Origin of the sequence: Polaribacter sp. WD7, assembly GCF_003335085.1 — a bacterium.
GTDB lineage: Bacteria > Bacteroidota > Bacteroidia > Flavobacteriales > Flavobacteriaceae > Polaribacter.
In genome coordinates this window covers 1-19,130 of the sequence record NZ_QPEJ01000010.1, presented here as the reverse complement: position 1 = coordinate 19,130, position 19,130 = coordinate 1, and the positions used below count along the sequence as shown (strand labels likewise).

Here is a 19,130-nt window from a genome sequence, read left to right as displayed (position 1 = left end):
TGTTTTTTAAGTTCAATCTTTCAAATAAAATACTTGGTGGTATTTTTGTTAGTCTTATCAGTATGCCAATGATAATGAGTTTTATATTAACTTACCATAAAAACAAAAGCATAAGAAGACTAATTTCGTTCAAGTATTTATCTAACATAATGGTTTTACCAAGTATGTTTTTATATTTATTTTCTCCAATTGTTGATTTTTTAAAAGAAAATAGAATCTTATTTTTTATTTATTTTTCAATTGCCTTTGGATTACACATTTCAGGTATTTTATTGATTATAAGAAAAAGAAAAATAATTCTAGAAAAAAACAAACTCTTGTTAAATTAATGCTATGAAACTAACAAACGCTCATATACAAGAACTCTTTAAGTTTACTAGAAAACATTTTGTAGAGCATTATGGTGTGCAAACAGAATTGGTAGATCATTTGGCCAATGATATTGAAGAAATTTGGGTGGCTAATCCACACTTAAGTTTTGAAGAAGCCAGAGATATATCTTTCAAAAAATTTGGAATTTTTGGTTTTATGGATGTAGTTGAAGCCAAACAAAAACGGTTAGGAAAAAAATACAGAACAATCTTATTAACCTATATGAAAGATTGGTTTTCTATACCTAAAATACTAGTAACGCTTTCTATTTTTTTCTTTTTTTATTATGCAATGTCTCTAAACATAAGCAAAAGCTATCTATCAGCTTTAATGTTAGTTTTAGGCATAATTGATGTTGTGTTAGCATCAAAACTTTCCAAAAAAGCAAAACAGAGGTTTCAAGAAAAAAATAGAAAATATTTATTGGAAGATATGATTTTTAAAGCAGGTGCTTTTAGTAGTATTCTAATTTTTTCTAATCTATTTAATCTCTCAAGCCTTTTAAGAAGTACAGACGCCTTCTATTTTAAAATATGTATTGCGGCATTAATTACAATAGCAATTATATATTCTTATATTTCTTTATTAATTATACCCCAAAAAGCAGAAGAATTGCTAGAAGAAACCTATCCAGAATATAAAATTTCTTAAATTTTGTAACAAAGTCATCTTTTAAACAACTAATTACCAACTCAACAAACCAAATATATGATTTCACAATTTTTAAAACTAGAATGGAAACAATATTTCCGTTCTTCTCATTGGCAAAAAGGAATTGTCTTAAAAATTTTAATGGGCTTTTTGGCTTTATATTTTATAATTACCTTTTTAATTATTGGTGTTGGTGCCTATTATATTTTAAAGAAAGAGTTTCCAGAGCAAGACCCTTTGCAAATGGTAAATTCTTATTTGTTATATGCTATTCTAGGTGATTTAATTGTAAGGTATTTAATGCAAAAACTACCAGTAATGAACATTAAACCATTACTTATTTTACCGATTAAAAAAAGTAAATTGGTACATTATGTTCTTGGCAAGTCATCGCTTTCTATCTTTAATATTTTTGGCTTGTTTTTTTATATTCCGTTTGCAATCGTTTTGCTAAAAGAAGGTTATGATGTTGCTGGAGTTTTAGGGTGGTTACTTACCATAATTTTGATTATTCAGTCGGCTAATTTTTTAAACTTTTTGATCAATAAAAATAATAAGGTACTTATTTTTATAGCCTCTGTTTTTGTGCTTTTAATTGGATTTCAAAAATTTGAAATTGCAGATGTTATCGGTTTTGGAGGTAGTATTTTTGATGGTATTTATGCAAATCCTATATTATCATGTATTGGTATAATTGTACTTGCGATGCTATATCAATTAAATTACAAACAATTGCGCAATAGTGTCTATTTAGATGAGGCTGTAAAAGACAAAGTAGAAGAAGCAAAATCGGCAGATTTATCTTTTACAAACAAATTAGGAGATGTTGCCCCATTTATAAAAAATGATATCCGATTAATCTGGAGAAATAAAAGAACCAAAACTGTTTTTTTAATGTCTTTTCTCTTTCTTTTCTACGGCTTAATTTTCTTCACCCAAAAAACCTACAGAGATATGCCTGCCATGTTAATGTTTGCCTCTTTGTTTGTAAGCGGAGGCTTTGCATTAAACTATGGGCAATTTATACCTGCATGGGATAGTGCACATTATAAAATGTTGATGAGTCAGAGTTTTAAATACCGTAAATTTTTGGAGTCCAAATGGATTCTTATGGTGGCTATGACCAGTATTTTATACCTATTAAGTTTTCCTTATTTATATTTTGGAGTAGATATTTTTTTGATGATAACAGCAGGTGCCATTTTTAATATTGGTTTTAACTCATTATTCTTGCTGTATGCAGGATCGTTTAACAGAAAAAGAATCGATTTAAATAAAAGCGGATTTGGAAATACACAAGGCACTAGCGCAACACAATTTATTATTATAATTCCAATCATGTTATTTCCAATGTTACTTTTTTGGGTGTTTAATAAGTTTGTTGGTGGCATTTCGGGTTACCTTGCTGTAGTTCTAGTAGGGGTTTTAGCATTGCTATTAAAAAATGTTGCGATGAATGTCATCGAAAAAAAATACATAAAAGACAAATATGTGATGATTAACGCTTTTGGAAAAGAAGCATAATAAAAAACAGACAATGATTACAATAGATACAATTTCAAAAAAATACGGAACAACAGAAGTTTTAAATGTACCAACAATAGATATTCCTACAGGACAAAGTTTTGGTTTGGTAGGCAATAACGGCGCAGGAAAAACGACGTTATTTAATATTCTGCTAGATTTAATAAGACCAACAACTGGTGCAATTACCAACCACAATATTGTAGTAAACCAAAGTGAGGCATGGAAAAACTTTACAGGGTCTTTTATAGATGAATCTTTTTTAATAGGCTATTTGACTGCGGAAGAATATTTTGATTTTATTGGTGATTTACGAGGTATGAATGCAGCAGATGTTACTAAATTTTTAACTCAGTTTGATGAATTTTTTAATGATGAAATTCTTGGTAAGAAAAAATATTTAAGAGATTTAAGTAAAGGAAATCAAAAAAAAGCAGGCATTGTTGCAGCAATGATGGGCAATCCTAAAGTGGTTATCTTAGATGAACCTTTTGCTAATTTAGACCCAACTACCCAAATACGATTGAAAAAAATTATAAAAAACCTTACAGAAAACAGAGAAATTACGGTGTTAATATCAAGTCATGATTTAACACATGTTACAGAAGTTTGCGAAAGAATAGTGGTTTTAGATAAAGGAAAAGTGGTGAAAGACATTAAAACATCATCAGAAACTTTAAAAGAATTAGAAAGCTATTTTGCGGTATAGTACTACGATTCTTAATTTATTCCTATTTTTATGAGCTGTATTTATACTATTTTTGCCAAAAATTAGTTGTAAATAAGAGTTTTTTAGCTTTATTAGCTTTTTAATTAGATGAATCTAAGTGAAATACACCAATAAAATAGTTTTTATAGCAGTTCTTTGCGGACTTTTATATGCCTGTAGTACCAAAAAAGATACGGTTATTACAAGAAATTGGCATACACTAAATACAAAATATAACGTGTTGTTTAATGGAAAAGAATCTTTTGCAAAAGGTTTAGATGATATAAACCAGAAGTATAAAGATGATTGGTTTGAGCAATTACCAATAGAGCCCATTAAATTTGAAGAAGATAAAATAGTTGCCAATTTTAACACAGGTATTGGTAGCGGTTTTGATAGTGGAAGCGATAGTCAAAAGGCAACAACTCCGTTTGGAATAGCAGAAGAAAAAGCAGTAAAAGCTATTCAAAAACACGGAATGAATATTGATGGCTATGAACGTAACAGACAAATTGATGATGCGTATTTATTGTTAGGTAAATCTAGATATTATGAACAACGTTTCATCCCCGCTATAGAGGCATTTAACTATATTATTGCTAATTACCCATACGCAAACTTAATTAATGAAACTAAAATTTGGAGAGCCAAAGCAAACATTAGAATAGATAATGAAGAATTGGCAATTCAATCTTTAAAATTACTTACAGCAGATAAAGAAGGTAAAGAGAAACAATTGCCAGAAGAGATTAAAGAGCAAGCGCATACAGCTTTAGCTATGGCTTATGTTAAAATGGATAGTTTACAAAAAGTAAAAGAGCATTTACAAAAAGCCACCAAAACGTTAAACGATAGAAATCAAGGGGCAAGAAACTTATTTATTTTAGGGCAAATTTATAGTGCAGAAGATAAAAAAGATTCTGCTCTGTATGTTTTTAATAAGCTTATTGATTTTAAAAAAGCACCTTATAAATACAAAATTAGAGCCAATGTAGAATTGGCTAAAAATACCACAAACGACTCTACTTCTGCAGCAATATTAGAAAGAATCATTGATTTAGTGAAGGTAAGAGAAAACAAACCTTATTTAGATGAGCTATTATATCAAGTAGGGTATTTGTTAGAACAAAAAGACAGCATAAATTTAGCTGTAGATTACTACAACCAGTCACTAAGAGCAGATAATGGAGAAGATAAACAAAAAACGTTTACCTACGAAAAACTAGGAAATTTAAAGTTCAAAAATTCAGAATATTTGGCAGCAAGTTCTTATTATGATAGTCTTTTAGATTTTTCTAGAGATACTTTAAATTTAAGAATAAGACGTATTAAACGTAAGCGTAAAAATTTGTCATCGTTAATTCAGTTTGAAAATACACTGTCTAAAAATGATAGTATTATTAAGATAGCATTGTTACCTAAAGAGGCTCAAAATGCATTTTTTCAAAAATATATAGACAGTTTAAAAAAGCGCGACCAAGAATTGGCGCAATTAAGATTAAATCAACAAGCTTTTGGAGATACTTTTGGCGGAGGCTCTTTGCAGTCTAAAAACAAAGGAAAATGGTATTTTTACAATTCTCAATCGTTAAGTTTTGGAAAGACTGAATTTAAAAAGATTTGGGGTAACAGAAAACTAGAAGACGATTGGAGGTGGTCTTCTAAACAAGAAATAACAAAATCAGAAGATGTAGCAGTGGTTAATCAAAAAAACGCTCGTTACGATATAGAAACCTATTTAAAAACCATACCTACAGACAAAAAAATAATTGATAGCTTAAAGTTAGACAGAAACGATGCTTTGTACGAATTGGGAATTATTTACAAAGAGCAATTTAAAGACGATAAATTGGCTTTAGAAAGGTTAGAACGTGTAGAGAAATTGAATACCAAAAAAGAACTAACATTGCCAATTCATTGGCATTTGTATCAGATTTATAAAAAATCAGGAAATACCTCAAAAGCAGATGTTCACAAAAATGTTATTCTTTCAAACTATGCAAATACAAAATTTGCACAAGTTATTTTAAATCCTAATCAACCTTTGGTAGAAGAAGTTTCTGTTAGCGATTTAGAAAAAGCATATAAAAAAATCTATTATTTGTATAAAGAAGATAAATTTGAAGAGACAGTGGCTAAGATTGATACAATTTTACCTACTATACAAAGTTCAAAATTAATTCCTAAATTTGAGCTTCTAAAAGCTTATGCTATAGGGAAATATAAAGATAAAGAAGAATATAAGGTTGCTATGAATTTTGTAGCAGTAAGCTACGGAAATACAGAACAGGGTAAAAAGGCCAAAGAGATAGTAAAACAATTAAGTAATTAAAATGTTTAGCAGTAAAGAAACCAAAAATCAAAAACCAAAAATTATGGAAAGAAATGTTGTTGCAAAAAACACAACAATTGTTGGAGATATCAAATCTGATGGAGATTTTAGGATTGATGGTACCTTAGAAGGAACTTTACTTACTAACGGACGTGTAATTATTGGTGTAGATGGTTTAATAAAAGGTAAGGTAGAAGCTACAAACGCAGATATAGAAGGTAAATTTTCTGGAGACCTTACTGTGTCTAAGACACTAACTATAAAGGCTACTGCAGACATTTCTGGAGATGTTGTTATTGGTAAACTTTCTGTGGAACCAGGAGCGGTATTTAATGCAACGTGTACTATGAAAGGAGCTATAAAAGAATTGAACTCTTCTAATGAGCAAAAAAGACTCTCAGAAAAAACCGCTTAACAAAGCATTACAACTTTCTGGCGCAGGTTTGCAAATGGGCGTTACCATTTATCTAGGCTTCTTGTTGGGAGAATGGTTAGATAAACTATTTGAAACTACATTTTTAACCCAAACAGTTACTTTAATTTCTGTTTTTTTAGCCATATATTACTTAATCAAACAAGCAAACAGAATTAATGATTAAAAGTATTATATTTTATACTATCGTATTCTTTCTGTTGTTTCTTGTAAGTAATACTTTACATCAATTTTACATAGAAAGTAAAGCTATACAACTACCGTTTTCGCTACAAAAAGTATATACTTTTCATTTAGGTTTTTCGCTGTTGGTTTGTCTCAATATAGCACTACTTTCAAATGTTGATAAATTTACAGAACAGTTAGGTTTTGTGTATTTAGTTACAATCTTTTTAAAACTTATTCTTTTTAGTGTAATCTTTTATAAATCAATATTCACAGAAGAAAGTCTGTCTACAATAGCAAGAATATCTCTATTTGTACCATCGATTATATTTTTATTAACAGAAGCAATTTTTATTGCTAAAATTTTGAATAAAAAGCAATAAAAAAAAATACATTAAAAAACAGTTTGTAGTTTTCAATTATTGCATACCTTTGCGCCAAATTTAGAAAGCGTATTTTACAATGAAGATTGCAAAAAAAACAATCCATTTTCTTACAATAGTAGTTTTATGCCTTGCTACAACTTCAATTTTTGCATCAGGGTCTGATAATAAACAACACAACCAAAAAGATGGGGGTCAAGTAAATACACAAGAAGAGGTAAAAGCTTACATTGAGCACCACCTTAAAGATTCTCATGATTTTTCTTTGTTTTCTTATACCAATGATGAAGGAGAAAGAAAACATGTAGGTTTTCCACTACCAGTTATTTTATGGACAAGTGAAGGTTTGGTAACTTTTATGTCTTCAGAATTTCATCACAATGATGATGGGCACCTGCTTGTTGAGAAAAAAGGATTAAAATTTGCAAAAATTCATTCTAAAATTTTTGAATTAGACAAAGGTCAATCTACAGTTGCTTTTGATGAATCACACCACGCAACAAATGCACACAAAGTATTAGATTTCTCAATTACTAAAAGTGTAGTAGGTATTTTATTTACAGGGTTGTTAATCTTCTTATGGTTTTCTAAATTAGCAAGACAATACAAAACTAGAAGTATTCCAAAAGGATTTGGTAGAGCATTAGAGCCTTTGGTTATATATGTAAGAGATGAAATAGCAAGACCAAACATTGGAGATAAAAAATATAGAAAATTTATGCCATTTTTGTTAACGGTGTTTTTCTTTATTTGGATTTTAAATTTACTTGGTTTAACACCATTAGGATTTAATGTTACAGGGCAAATAGCAGTAACTGTTTGTTTGGCACTGTTAACCTTAATTGTATACATTACAAATGGTAGTAAAGACTTTTGGGCGCATACCTTATGGATGCCAGGGGTACCAGTAGTTTTAAGACCTATTTTAGCAGTAATAGAATTGGTAGGATTTATTTTAATCAAACCATTTTCATTATTGGTGCGTTTATTTGCAAACATTACAGCAGGTCACTTTGTGGTAATGAGTTTAATTGCTTTAATGGTAACAATGAAAGAAGCTTTTGGTCCTGTAGCCTCTACAGGAATGTCATTAGTGTTGTCATTATTTATTTCTGTTATAGAGATATTAGTAGCATTTTTACAAGCATTTATTTTTACGATGTTATCATCGTTATTTATAGGGATGGCTGTTGAAGAACATGAACATCACTAGAAAACTAAAGCAATTTAGTTGTAAAAGAGAATTAGAATTTGTTTAATTAATATTTAAAAATCAATTAGTATGTACAATTTAATTGGAGCAGGATTAATCGTAATCGGAGGAGGAATTGGATTAGGTCAAATCGGTGGAAAAGCAATGGAAGGTATTGCTCGTCAACCTGAAGCGGCTGGAAAAATCCAAACTGCAATGATCATCATTGGTGCCTTATTAGAAGGTTTAGCATTTGGTGCATTAATCTTAGGAAAATAATTCCTAAAAACAAAAAAGACACATCTCTGTAACGGTTGGTTACAGAATGTGTTTTAAATTAAACAAAAACAAATCAATATTAGTTTTATAATATGGAAACTTTATTAAACGACTTTTCACCAGGGTTATTTTTTATGCAACTTATCATCTTAGTAATACTTATTGTATTATTAGGTAAATTTGCTTGGAAACCAATTTTAAACTCATTAGAAGAAAGAGAATCTGGTATAGAAGATGCTTTATCTGCAGCAGAAGAAGCACGTAAAGAAATGCAAAACTTAACTGCTGATAACGAAAGATTAGCAAAAGAAGCAAGAGCAGAACGTGATGCAATGATGAAAGAAGCAAGAGAGATAAGAGATAAGATGATTGCAGAAGCTAAAGAAGATGCTAAAGAAGTAACTACAAAGTTAATAGAAACAGCACAGGCTTCTATTGTACAAGAAAAACAAGCAGCATTAGCAGAGATTAAAAAGAATGTTGCAGAGTTATCTATTGGTATTGCAGAATCTGTAATTAAAAAAGAATTATCTTCTAAAGAAGATCAACTAAAACTAGTTGAAGAAACTCTAAAAAACGTTACTTTAAACTAATTTTATGAAAGACTCAAGAGCAGCATTACGTTACGCCAAAGCAATCTTAAATCTTGCAAAAGATACTAAAGATGAGTCTGCTGTAAATAAAGATATGCAGTTGATTTCATCAACTATAGCAGAAAATAATGAGTTAGAGGTAGTATTAAAAAGCCCAGTAATTAAAGCCGCAGATAAGATGAAAGTCTTAAAAGCTATGTTTACAGGTAAAGTAGATAATATAACGTTAGGTCTTTTTAACTTACTACAAGAAAATAAAAGAATCGCAATGTTAGCACCTATTGCTAAACAATACACTATCATTTTTGATTTTTATAAACACACGCAAGTTGCTAAAGTTACTACTGCAGTACCTTTAACCAAAGAAGTGGAAGCGCTAGTTTTAGCTAAAATTGTAGCATTAACTGGTGAAAAAGCAAACTTAGAAAATGAAGTAAATCCAGCTATTTTAGGAGGATTTATTTTACGCGTTGGAGATGTACAGTATGATGCTAGCATTTCTAATCATTTAAATGAATTGAAAAAGGAATTTGACAATAGTCATTATATTCCAAAAATTTAATAATACATCAAATTATAAAAGATGGCAAGTATTAAACCAGCTGAAGTATCAGCAATCTTAAAAGAACAGTTAACAAATTTTGAGGCAAAAGCTACTTTAAACGAGGTAGGAACAGTTTTACAAGTAGGTGACGGTATAGCACGTGTATACGGTTTATCTAACGTTCAATATGGTGAATTGGTAGAATTCCAAAACGGATTAGAAGGTATTGTATTGAACTTAGAAGAAGACAATGCAGGTGTGGTATTGTTAGGAGCTTCTACTTCTATTAAAGAAGGTTCTACAGTAAAACGTACAGAAAGAATTGCTTCTTTAAGAGCAGGAGAAGGAGTTGTTGGACGTGTTTTAGATACTTTAGGTAATCCAATAGATGGTAAAGGACCAATTGAAGGAGAAACTTTTGAAATGCCTTTAGAGCGTAAAGCTCCTGGAGTTATTTATAGAGAGCCTGTAACTGAGCCATTACAAACGGGTATCAAATCTATTGATGCTATGATTCCTGTTGGTAGAGGTCAACGTGAGTTAATTATTGGAGACCGTCAAACAGGTAAATCTACAGTTGCTATTGATACCATCTTAAATCAAAAAGAATTTTACGATGCTGGTAACCCAGTATATTGTATCTATGTTGCAGTTGGTCAAAAAGCATCTACGGTTGCGGCTATTGCAAACATGTTAGAAGAAAAAGGAGCCTTAGCATACACTACTATAGTTGCTGCTAATGCGTCTGACCCTGCACCAATGCAGGTATATGCACCATTTGCAGGAGCTGCAATTGGAGAGTATTTTAGAGATACTGGTAGACCAGCTTTAATTATATATGATGACTTGTCTAAACAAGCTGTTGCTTATAGAGAGGTTTCTTTATTGTTAAGAAGACCTCCAGGACGTGAGGCATATCCTGGTGATGTATTTTATTTACACTCAAGATTATTAGAAAGAGCTGCTAAAGTGATTAATGATGATACTATTGCTTCTCAAATGAATGATATTCCTGATTCTTTACAAGGAAAAATAAAAGGAGGAGGTTCTTTAACAGCTTTACCAATTATTGAAACTCAGGCAGGAGACGTATCAGCATACATTCCAACAAACGTAATTTCTATTACAGATGGTCAGATTTTCTTAGAATCAGATTTATTTAACTCTGGGGTTCGTCCTGCAATTAACGTAGGTATTTCTGTATCTCGTGTTGGAGGTAATGCACAGATTAAATCTATGAAAAAAGTATCGGGTACTTTAAAATTAGATCAAGCTCAGTTTAGAGAATTAGAAGCATTTGCTAAGTTTGGATCTGATTTAGATGCAGCTACAATGAGTGTTATTTCTAAAGGACAACGTAATGTTGAAATTTTAAAACAAGCTCAAAACGATCCGTTTACAGTAGAAGATCAGGTTGCAATTATTTATGCAGGTTCTAAAAACTTGTTAAAAAATGTACCTGTAAATCAAGTAAAGAAATTTGAGAAAGATTATATCGATTACTTAAACGCAAAACATAGAGATACTTTAGATGTATTAAAGTCTGGTAAATTAACAGACGAAGCAACTTCTGTTTTAGAAGCAGCAGCAGCAGAGATATCAAAGCATTTTGCTTAATTAGACTTTAGGTTTTAGATGTTAAACGAACAACTAAAAACTAATAACTAAAAACTAAGAAATGGCAAATTTAAAAGAAATACGTAATAGAATTACTTCTATAAAATCAACAATGCAGATTACATCTGCCATGAAAATGGTGTCTGCTGCAAAGTTGAAAAAAGCACAAGATGCAATCACGGCAATGAGACCGTATTCATCTAAACTAACTGAATTATTGCAAAATTTAAGTGCAACTTTAGATAGTGATGCTAGTGGTGTATATTCTACTCAAAGAGAGGTTTCTAAAGTTTTAATAGTAGTAATTACATCTAACAGAGGGTTGTGTGGAGGATTTAATTCATCAATCACTAAACAAGTTGTTCATACTATTAATGAGAAATATAATACTGCTTCTGTAGATTTATTTACCATAGGTAAAAAAGGAGCAGATACTTTATCTAAAGAATACAATGTATTTGCATCTAATAATGCTATTTACGATAATTTAGCTTTTGATAATGTAGCAGAAATTGCAGAGCAATTAATGGATCTTTTTGCAAGTGGTACGTATGACAAGATAGAATTAGTTTACAACCAATTTAAAAATGCAGCAACTCAGGTTGCTCAAGTAGAGCAATTTCTACCAATTAAACCTATTGAAGGTGGCAATGCATCTGCAGTAAATTCTGATTATGTATTTGAGCCTTCTAAAGAAGAAATTGTAGAAGCTTTAATACCAAAATCATTAAAAACGCAGTTGTATAAAGCATTAAGAGATAGTTTTGCATCAGAACATGGAGCACGTATGACGGCAATGCACAAAGCTACAGATAATGCAAAAGAGTTAAGAGATGAGCTATTGTTAACGTATAACAAAGCACGTCAAGCAGCAATTACTAATGAAATTTTAGAAATAGTTGGAGGAGCGGAGGCTTTGAATAATTAAACGGAGGGAAAGCGGAGTTAAATATTCAACAAAGAGCGGAGGCTTTGAATAATTAAACGGAGCGAAAGCGGATTAAATATCAATAGTATACCTGCTGATGTGTCAGGAAAACCATAGTAAAGAGTTTATCAAATTTTTGATAAACTCTTTTTTTACCTGTTGTGATTTTGAAAAATTCTGTCAATTCGAGTGGATTTTATGATTGAAATGAGTAAAATTTGTATCGAGAATAAGAATTTTTAGCTTATAAATAGTTCTAGATACAATTTTGCGTTCCTCAAAAATCACTCAAACTGACATTTATCTAGTTTCTGCGCCAAAATACGCAACGGTTTTTTTTATATATTGGCATACCATTTGACATTATCGAATAAAAATTAGAAGAATGAAAGTTATGAAACTCTTAGTAATCGCAACAGTAGTATTTGGATTTACACAATGCAGAAGTTTAAAATTAGAAAACAATCCACCATTTGCAATAGACAATGCTATTTATAGCACTTGGGCTGGAGGACAAGCAGGTGTTAGAGGAATGAATGTCACGATTCAGTTAAAAGAAGCTTCAGATATTGTATTCGATTCTTTATACTTTAAAAATAAAGTGGTCAAAGTAGAATTTAAAGAAGCAACAATTATTATTGCCAATTATTCATTATCAAAAAAAATACCATCAGATATTATTTTAGATATAGACCCCAAAAAAGAAATAGTTAACAAAGTGCCAAGTGACAAAAAATTTCCATTTGAATTGAAAAAAAATGAAGCTGTTTTAAGTTATCAAGTAGGAGGAATTACAAAATATTATAAAATTCCGAATATTTCTAAAATAGAAAACAATTCATTAGAAAGAGTTCAATAAAACCATAATCTCTTGTTTTACAGGTGATTTACTTTTTTGGCACGTAATTTGGATATTCATAAGCATAACCGTAAAACAACAGCTTATGAAACGTGTAAAACTACTTTTTGCAATTCTTATTACAGGAACAATTTTAAGCTCTTGTACTACCATTATTAACGATCCGTTTGTAGAGTTAGAAGAACCAATTTCTTTAGAAGAAGTGGTTTCTGGTTATGATTTGTGGTATGTAGATTACCACAGAACAATTGGTAATGGAGATGTTCCTTTTTTATCAAAAGCATTTACAATATCATTTATAAATGGTATTATGTATGCCAATAATAATATTGTAGATATAGGAAGAACAGGTAATGGTTTGGGTATAGATGTAGGGTCTTATGATACTTTTAATGGCTTATTAGAAACCAATCATGATTTGGATGGTTTTCATAATTTTGAAGTTACAATAATATCTAATAACGAAATTGAAATTCATAACCGCAGACAAAATATAAGTTATTTTTTAATTGGATACCAAGTTGACGAATTTGATTATGACAGGTTATTTTATGAAAATATAGAATACTTTTTACAAGAATTTATTGCGTGGGAAAAACTTACTACTCAAGGTGGTGTACCAAATGCTTTTGATAGCGAAAATTATTTAGCATTTACACCAGAAAACAATACCACTTTTTACAGCTCTCAAGATAACTTTGGCACACATGTTGATATATTAAAATGGAGTTATGTTGGAGATTATGAAGTGTTTGATGTTGCTGGGTTTGAAGATGTAAAGATTTTAACATTGTATTATGAAGGTGAAGATATAGAAGAGTTTGAGTTAACCGTTGTTAATGATGATAGCATACGATTGTTTAATCTGAACTCTCAAACAACGTACGATTTTAGAGGAAGAGGCTTTGTACAATTCTTAAAAGGATCAAAAACAAAAAAAGATACAAAAGATATTGTAAGGAATGATAATAGAAAACGTACTAAGATAAAAAGACAAGTAAAAAATAGAAGAAATTTAAAATAAAGTTTGGTTAGTTGATTTTTGGTTGGTTATTCTCAGTAACCAATTGAAAGAGAAACCGCTCTGAGGAGAGCGGTTTTTTCTTGTTCATAATTTATGAAAAATTAATCTATTCTCATATAATATACATTGCTTAGTTTTATACATTTATAACAACTCTGTCGTTTCTTCAAAGACAGTAACAAATTATACACTAAGGCTAACAAATGAGACAAACAGCATTTATTACAGGGGCAACATCTGGTATTGGTAAGGCAACAGCAAAAATTTTTGCAAAAAATAATATTCGCTTAATTCTTTGCGGAAGAAGAGCCGAAAGATTGGTAGTTTTAAAAGAAGAACTTAGTGTACTTACAGAAGTAACAACATTACGTTTTGATGTTAGAGACAAAGATCAAGTACAGCAACAAATAGCCAATTTACCAGAAAACTTTAAACAGATAGATATTCTTATCAATAATGCAGGAAATGCGCATGGGTTATCTTCAATTCAAGAAGGAAGTTTAGAAGATTGGGACGCCATGATGGATATTAATGTAAAAGGATTGTTGTATGTATCTAAAGCTATCATTCCTCAAATGACAAAAAGAAATACTGGTTTTATTGTAAACATAGGCTCTATTGCAGGTAAAGAAGTATATCCTAACGGAAATGTATACTGTGCGTCTAAACATGCTGTAAACGCTTTAAATAAGGCAATGAGAATCGATTTAAATAAACACAACATTCGTGTTTCTGGGATTCATCCAGGAGCTGTAGAAACAGAATTTTCTGACGTGCGTTTTAAAGGCGATACAGAAAAAGCAAAATCTGTTTATACTGGTTACAAAGCCTTACAGGCAGATGATATTGCAGACATTATTTATTTTGTAATTTCAAGACCTTATCATGTAAATATAGAAGATTTGGTTGTTTACCCAACAGCCCAAGCTAGCGCAACAATTTTAAATAAGCACTAAAATGATTAACAAGCGCTTATTGATTAAAAACTTACTTTCTCATAATGATGAAAATAGTTTTTATGATAAAAAGCAAAAGTTGTCTTTAGGAGCAAAAGATGGTAAAGCAAAATTTTTAAAACACATTTGTGCACTTTCTAATTCTAATCCTAAAAACAATTCTTATATGGTTATTGGTGTAGAAGATGAAGAAAATAAAATAATTGGGGTCGATTTTTTTGATGATAGCAAAATACAGAATTTGGTAAACGCATATCTAGAAAATCCACCAAAAATTGAATACGAAAACGTTCCTTTTCCCAGATTGCAACGTCATAAGGTAGTAGGTTTGGTTACTATTCATCCAACAAATACAATTACAGTACTCAAAAAAAATGCATGGAAGTATAAAAAAGGAACTATTTTTTATAGAAGAGGAAGTAATTCTATACCAGTACTTTCCAATTTCGAGTTAAAAAATACCAATAAAAGTGTTGTTGATGCTATAGAGAAAAATGCACGTAATAACATTCAATTAACTTTAGATGGTGTTTTTGATTTTATCAACAATCATAAACCTGAATATGAACCCCAATATAAAGTATTTCAAGAGCAATTTGTATTGTGTTGGGCAGGTAAACTAAAAACGAAAAACGAAGCAAAATTTTATTCGAGAGTAGACATAGAATTGATAAATGAACAAGTACAACTCTTTTTTTCTGCTTTAGATGATGTACAGATTTCACACAATAAAGATTCTTTTATCGTTACAGAATATATCTATTTAGGCTTAGAACAACAAGAAAAACATTATCCTTTAGAAAAAACAATCATCAATTTTAAACCAAACGGAAAATATAGTATTGTAAAAGAATTTTTATTTGTTGCTCCAAAATTTGACTCCTCAATAATTCATCATATCTATATAAGTACTAGTCAAATTGTTACTAAGATTAATCAAAACATAGCACTTTCTCAAGCAGAGCATAAAGATGTTTTAAGATTGCCAACCAACTATTTAATTTGTTATTTACATGGCTTTGTAGAAGCAGTAGAACAACTTAGAAAAGTTAAAAATTACATTAAAAACCTGGCAGATAAAACTACCTACATAAGGTATAAAGAAGCAATGAGAATCATTAGAAAAGTGAAGTACAATTAGTAAAATCATTCATTTGACACAAAAAAACAAAAAGCCTTGGCCTACAAAAGCGGTAATGAAACAGATTTATGAAAAGCATCTTTGGGGAGGTAGAAATATTAAATTTTATTCTGGTGATGGTTCTCATAAACCAGAAATTGTAACCCCTTATTTAAACGTTGTAAAAACCTTTTTAACATCATTTAAAAACCCAATTACCGTTTGTGATTTAGGTTGTGGCGATTTTAATATTGGTAAAGAATTAGTGCCTTATGCATCTTATTACCATGCTATAGACATTGTACCAGAACTTATAGATTATCATAAAAAAAACGTTACAGCAAACCACCTTCAATTTTATTGTTTAGATATTAGCAAAGACCATTTACCAGATGCAGATTGTGTTATTATAAGACAAGTGTTACAACATTTATCTAATAATGAAGTGCAAAGTATTGTAAAAAAGTTATTTAAATACAAATATGTAATTCTAACAGAACATATACCCAAAGGAGATTTTATTGCGAATAAAGACATTATTTCTGGCCAAGGAATCCGTCTAAAAAAACAAAGCGGTCTTAACCTGCTTGACGCTCCATTTTCTTTACCAGTAAAATCTAAGAAAGAACTTTTAAGATACCATGTTAATGATAAAGAAGTAATTCTTACACTACTTTTTGAGTTATAGGCATGCTATACAAATTGTAATTTAGAAAATGACTTATTCAAAATTGCCCGACCATCTACTTGCAACCATTTGTCTAAAATTGTAGCATAAATTTCTCTAAAATCAATTTCGTATTGTATGTTACCTGTTTTGTCTAATTGAGCAAGATTAGGTAAGTTATTGTAGAGTCCGTTTTTCTTAAGGTGTTTACCAATTACAAACACATTATTTGCAGCACCATGATCTGTACCAAAAGATTGGTTTTGATGAACGCGTCTGCCAAATTCAGAAAAAGTTAAAATCAGTACATCATCAAAAACATTGTTTTTTTCTAAATCGTTGACAAAAGCCTCCATGGTTTCTGCATAAATTTTTAAAAGATTACTTTGTTGATTTTGTTGATTTGCATGCGTGTCAAACCCGCTTAAACCTGCGTAATATACTTGCGTTTCTAAACCAGATTTTACAAAATCTGCAATAGTTTTCATTTGCTTACCCAAAATATTTTTAGGGTATGTTGTAGCTGTTTGAGATTTGGTTTTTGTTTTTTCAAAAATATATTTAGAAGAAGATTTTGCTTCTATCATAGTAGCATACAAATAGCCTAAATTATGCTCATTCAAATGAGGGTCTTGATAATTGTTAACTATTTTATTAAAAAAAGGCTCTCTAAGAGAACTGTAAAACATTTTAGGATTGGTAATAGCAAGACCATTTTGATGTTTTCCTTTTAACATCAAAGATAAGCTCTCGTCTACTTCTATAGCGTTGTAAGATTCAGCTTTTGTATGGTCTAAAAAACGACCAATCCAACCGTTTTGCAAATACTCATTACTTGCACTTGCGGTTTGCCAAATATCTGTAGATCTAAAATGAGATAAATTAGGGTTAGGATATCCTACATTATTAATAATACTTACAAAACCTTTATCATACAAATTTCGTAAGGGTGCTAAACTAGGGTGTAAGCCTACTCCGTCTGCAATTTTAATAATTTCAGATTTTTGAAGCGCAATAGTTTTACGGGCATTATGATAGATGTCGTTTTCAAAAGGTACAACTGTATTAAGCCCATCATTACCTCCTTTTAGTTGAATGATAACTACTTTTTTATTGCTAAAAGTTGTGTTGGTACCAAGTTCAAAAGCCTTTAAAAATTGAGGTACAAAAAACATACTAGATGCTAATGTAGATTGTTTTAAAAAATCTCTACGTTTCATAATTTTTGCTTTTTAGGTAATAATATAAGGATTAACAAAGTTGATATTCTGGAATGCTCATCAATTGTATACAAAAATCTTTTTTAGGTAGATGTACTTTAGCTAACAACATCGTTTTTGTACCTTCAGATATAGGGCTACTAATTAAATTGGTAATTAATGCTGTATTCGAAACTTCTTCATAAGAAGTTTCAAAAGTGTTCCAATTTGTTACTGTTTTAATATAAGCGCTTCTTCTTAATTTCTTTTTTTCTACATCAGTTACATCTTCTTCATCACCTTTTTCAGAAAATGTTATTACTGCGTTATTTAGTAAAACAGAAGGCAATCTTAGGCGTGTAACTAAGGTATTGCTATCTATCCAATATTTTCCTGTTTTCCAACCAGCTACATTTGGCGGTTTCATAAGTATCTGCCCCAGTAATCTTTGTACTAGAAATAGTTGTTTTGTTTTTTGAAAAGTAAAAGGTACTGTAGTATGAATCCCTACTAAAAATTCTATTGGCGACTTTATTTTACAACCTATGTTTTTTGGGTCGTAAAACCAATCTGCAAGAAAAACATATTTCATTAAATTTTCTATGTTATAATCTTTGTAAAAAACAGCTGTCATTTCTGCAATGTGATTCGCATCAATACTATCATTAACAAAATAGCGATATATTTTTTCTGATATAAATTGAGCACACTGTTTTTGTTCTAGAATGATGTCTATAATATCATCACCCATAAAATTTCCATTTTTATTAAAAAAGGATTTATTATCAAAATCATGCTGATTTTTTCGAAATTTAAAATCTCCTTTAAAATTATGATTGTATCCAGTAAATGCTCTTGCAGCTTCTTTAATATCGTTTTGAGTGTAATGGTTTTCTCCAAGCGTAAAAAGTTCCATTAATTCTCTAGCAAAGTTTTCGTTAGGACTTTGCTTTCTATTTTGCTTGTTGTTTAAATAAATTAACATTGCAGCTTCTTTAGAAACAGCTTTGGTAAATAGTTTAAAATCTCCTAAAGCATGTTTTCTAAGAGCATTATTGTATTGCTGTATAAAGAGAATATTATTACTCTGACACACAAAGTGATTAGCCCAAAATAAGGTCATTTTTTCTCGTAATAACTCTGTTGGGTTTGTCAATCTATTATACCAAGCCTCAGCAAATTCTTGTGTTTTTTCTCTACTTTTTTTACGAATTTCTTGTCTAAGAGATTTGTCCTTTAATTGTTTTGGGGTTATAGTTTCTAAAAAAGGTAAATCAACAGTAACTGGAGTATTTTTTTTAGAACCTTTAAATAGGTTTTTTACAACAGTTTCTCTAGATTGTTTACTTAGCTTTTTTAACTCTTTTGGAGTAATACCAAAACCTATTCTATTATATAAGTGCTGTATGTGTATTAAATTCATGTACTTTAGACTAATAAGACTAAAGATAGTTTAATTTAATTGAATATCCGTTTTTCATCATGACCCAGTAATGCTAGCAATTACTAGTCTATCAAAGAGTTTTTCACCAAAATATCTTCGATTAAGTTTATAGACGAACTCATTGAGGTATAATTGCAGG

The 19,130-nt window shown here is 30.2% G+C and carries 20 protein-coding genes and 1 pseudogene; 18 read left to right on the top strand and 3 right to left on the bottom strand.

All coding sequences use genetic code 11. The annotated features are described in order from the left end of the window. Positions 1-333 precede the first annotated feature (333 nt). The 18 genes from DUT90_RS00365 (at position 334) to DUT90_RS00280 (ending at position 16,369) form a co-directional block, all read left to right on the top strand. Positions 334-1,023, top strand: coding sequence for a hypothetical protein (locus tag DUT90_RS00365; RefSeq protein WP_114424731.1), 690 nt, complete (start codon positions 334-336; stop codon positions 1,021-1,023). Between the two features lie 57 nt (positions 1,024-1,080). Further along, positions 1,081-2,547, top strand: coding sequence for a DUF5687 family protein (locus DUT90_RS00360; protein ID WP_114424730.1), 1,467 nt, complete (start codon positions 1,081-1,083; stop codon positions 2,545-2,547). 13 nt (positions 2,548-2,560) lie between these two features. Then, positions 2,561-3,256 (top strand): ABC transporter ATP-binding protein, encoded by a 696-nt coding sequence (locus DUT90_RS00355; RefSeq protein ID WP_114424729.1) that lies wholly within the window; start codon positions 2,561-2,563, stop codon positions 3,254-3,256. A gap of 118 nt (positions 3,257-3,374) precedes the next feature. After that, a complete protein-coding gene (locus DUT90_RS00350; RefSeq protein ID WP_114424728.1) occupies positions 3,375-5,588 on the top strand; it encodes a lipopolysaccharide assembly protein LapB in 2,214 nt (737 codons plus the stop codon). Position 5,589: 1 nt separating this feature from the next. Further along, positions 5,590-6,003, top strand: coding sequence for a polymer-forming cytoskeletal protein (locus DUT90_RS00345; RefSeq protein WP_114424727.1), 414 nt, complete (start codon positions 5,590-5,592; stop codon positions 6,001-6,003). Beyond that, on the top strand, positions 5,969-6,187 hold the full coding sequence (locus tag DUT90_RS00340) for an AtpZ/AtpI family protein (protein ID WP_114424726.1): 219 nt from the start codon (positions 5,969-5,971) through the stop codon (positions 6,185-6,187). Before DUT90_RS00345 ends, DUT90_RS00340 begins: the two co-directional genes overlap by 35 nt. Further along, the gene (locus DUT90_RS13430) at positions 6,180-6,569 is read left to right on the top strand and encodes a DUF6168 family protein (RefSeq protein ID WP_114424725.1); all 390 of its coding nucleotides are present in this window, start codon (positions 6,180-6,182) and stop codon (positions 6,567-6,569) included. Before DUT90_RS00340 ends, DUT90_RS13430 begins: the two co-directional genes overlap by 8 nt. Before the next feature lie 79 nt (positions 6,570-6,648). Then, positions 6,649-7,782, top strand: a complete 1,134-nt coding sequence (gene atpB / locus DUT90_RS00330; protein ID WP_114424724.1) for a F0F1 ATP synthase subunit A — start codon at positions 6,649-6,651, stop codon at positions 7,780-7,782. A 69-nt stretch (positions 7,783-7,851) separates the two neighbouring features. After that, positions 7,852-8,040 carry an ATP synthase F0 subunit C gene (gene atpE, locus DUT90_RS00325; RefSeq protein WP_004569351.1) on the top strand — a complete coding sequence of 63 codons (189 nt, stop codon included), beginning with the start codon at positions 7,852-7,854 and terminating at the stop codon, positions 8,038-8,040. 92 nt (positions 8,041-8,132) lie between these two features. Further along, the gene (locus tag DUT90_RS00320) at positions 8,133-8,633 is read left to right on the top strand and encodes a F0F1 ATP synthase subunit B (protein WP_114424723.1); all 501 of its coding nucleotides are present in this window, start codon (positions 8,133-8,135) and stop codon (positions 8,631-8,633) included. Between the two features lie 4 nt (positions 8,634-8,637). After that, the gene (atpH, locus tag DUT90_RS00315) at positions 8,638-9,195 is read left to right on the top strand and encodes an ATP synthase F1 subunit delta (protein WP_114424722.1); all 558 of its coding nucleotides are present in this window, start codon (positions 8,638-8,640) and stop codon (positions 9,193-9,195) included. Positions 9,196-9,216: 21 nt separating this feature from the next. Next, positions 9,217-10,794, top strand: coding sequence for a F0F1 ATP synthase subunit alpha (gene atpA / locus DUT90_RS00310; RefSeq protein WP_114424721.1), 1,578 nt, complete (start codon positions 9,217-9,219; stop codon positions 10,792-10,794). 61 nt (positions 10,795-10,855) lie between these two features. Continuing rightward, positions 10,856-11,722 (top strand): ATP synthase F1 subunit gamma, encoded by an 867-nt coding sequence (gene atpG, locus DUT90_RS00305; protein ID WP_114424720.1) that lies wholly within the window; start codon positions 10,856-10,858, stop codon positions 11,720-11,722. 385 nt (positions 11,723-12,107) lie between these two features. Further along, positions 12,108-12,581: a hypothetical protein gene (locus DUT90_RS00300; RefSeq protein ID WP_114424719.1), complete on the top strand. Its 474-nt coding sequence runs from the start codon at positions 12,108-12,110 to the stop codon at positions 12,579-12,581. A gap of 85 nt (positions 12,582-12,666) precedes the next feature. After that, on the top strand, positions 12,667-13,605 hold the full coding sequence (locus DUT90_RS00295; protein ID WP_114424718.1) for a hypothetical protein: 939 nt from the start codon (positions 12,667-12,669) through the stop codon (positions 13,603-13,605). Between the two features lie 203 nt (positions 13,606-13,808). Beyond that, the gene (locus DUT90_RS00290) at positions 13,809-14,561 is read left to right on the top strand and encodes an SDR family NAD(P)-dependent oxidoreductase (protein ID WP_114424717.1); all 753 of its coding nucleotides are present in this window, start codon (positions 13,809-13,811) and stop codon (positions 14,559-14,561) included. A 1-nt stretch (position 14,562) separates the two neighbouring features. Further along, a complete protein-coding gene (locus tag DUT90_RS00285) occupies positions 14,563-15,702 on the top strand; it encodes an ATP-binding protein (RefSeq protein WP_114424716.1) in 1,140 nt (379 codons plus the stop codon). A 55-nt stretch (positions 15,703-15,757) separates the two neighbouring features. Then, the gene (locus tag DUT90_RS00280) at positions 15,758-16,369 is read left to right on the top strand and encodes a class I SAM-dependent methyltransferase (protein ID WP_114424745.1); all 612 of its coding nucleotides are present in this window, start codon (positions 15,758-15,760) and stop codon (positions 16,367-16,369) included. Positions 16,370-16,374: 5 nt separating this feature from the next. Here DUT90_RS00280 and DUT90_RS00275 read toward each other — a convergent pair whose 3' ends face one another. The 3 genes and pseudogenes from DUT90_RS00275 to DUT90_RS00265 all read right to left on the bottom strand — a co-directional run. Beyond that, complete coding sequence (locus tag DUT90_RS00275) at positions 16,375-17,568, bottom strand: DUF1501 domain-containing protein (protein WP_114424715.1); 1,194 nt, start codon at positions 17,566-17,568, stop codon at positions 16,375-16,377. Between the two features lie 31 nt (positions 17,569-17,599). Continuing rightward, entirely contained in the window at positions 17,600-18,970 is a 1,371-nt protein-coding gene (locus DUT90_RS00270) for a DUF1800 family protein (RefSeq protein WP_114424714.1), read from the bottom strand. 57 nt (positions 18,971-19,027) lie between these two features. After that, a pseudogene (locus tag DUT90_RS00265) lies at positions 19,028-19,130 on the bottom strand (IS1595 family transposase); the annotation flags it as partial.